Origin of the sequence: Serratia sp. BW106 (genome assembly GCF_002607755.1) — a bacterium.
GTDB classification, from domain to species: Bacteria; Pseudomonadota; Gammaproteobacteria; order Enterobacterales; family Enterobacteriaceae; genus Serratia; species Serratia proteamaculans.
Window position 1 is genome coordinate 1 of the sequence record NZ_MCGS01000085.1, and the last position, 968, is coordinate 968.

Consider the following 968-nt stretch of genomic DNA (forward strand, 5'->3'; position numbering starts at 1 on the left):
ATCACCACCGTTCTGGCTAAAACCTACGGCGGTTCTGCACGTGCTTTCGACCAGATCGATAACGCGCCAGAAGAAAAAGCTCGTGGTATCACCATCAACACTTCTCACGTTGAGTATGACACCCCGTCTCGCCACTACGCGCACGTTGACTGCCCAGGGCACGCCGACTACGTTAAAAACATGATCACCGGTGCTGCTCAGATGGACGGCGCTATCCTGGTTGTTGCTGCGACTGATGGCCCTATGCCACAGACCCGTGAGCACATCCTGCTGGGTCGTCAGGTTGGCGTTCCTTACATCATCGTATTCATGAACAAATGCGACATGGTTGATGATGAAGAGCTGCTGGAACTGGTAGAAATGGAAGTTCGTGAACTTCTGTCTGCTTATGACTTCCCTGGTGATGACTTGCCGGTTGTTCGTGGTTCAGCGCTGAAAGCACTGGAAGGCGAAGCTGAGTGGGAAGCTAAAATCATCGAACTGGCTGGCTACCTGGATTCTTACATCCCAGAACCAGAACGTGCTATCGACAAGCCGTTCCTGCTGCCAATCGAAGACGTCTTCTCCATCTCCGGTCGTGGTACCGTTGTTACCGGTCGTGTTGAGCGCGGTATCGTTAAAGTTGGCGAAGAAGTTGAAATCGTTGGTATCAAAGACACCGTTAAGTCTACCTGTACCGGCGTTGAAATGTTCCGCAAACTGCTGGACGAAGGCCGTGCTGGTGAGAACGTTGGTGTTCTGCTGCGTGGTATCAAGCGTGAAGACATCGAACGTGGTCAGGTACTGGCTAAACCAGGTTCTATCAAGCCGCACACTCAGTTCGATTCAGAAGTGTACATCTTGAGCAAAGAAGAAGGTGGTCGTCATACTCCATTCTTCAAAGGCTACCGTCCACAGTTCTACTTCCGTACAACTGACGTGACCGGTACCATCGAACTGCCAGAAGGCGTTGAGATGGTAATGCCTGG

The 968-nt window shown here is 51.7% G+C and carries 1 protein-coding gene; it reads left to right on the forward strand.

The annotated features are described in order from the left end of the window. A partial coding sequence (gene tuf, locus BEI65_RS26655; RefSeq protein WP_157765488.1) for an elongation factor Tu occupies positions 1 to 968 on the forward strand: 968 nt, incomplete at both ends.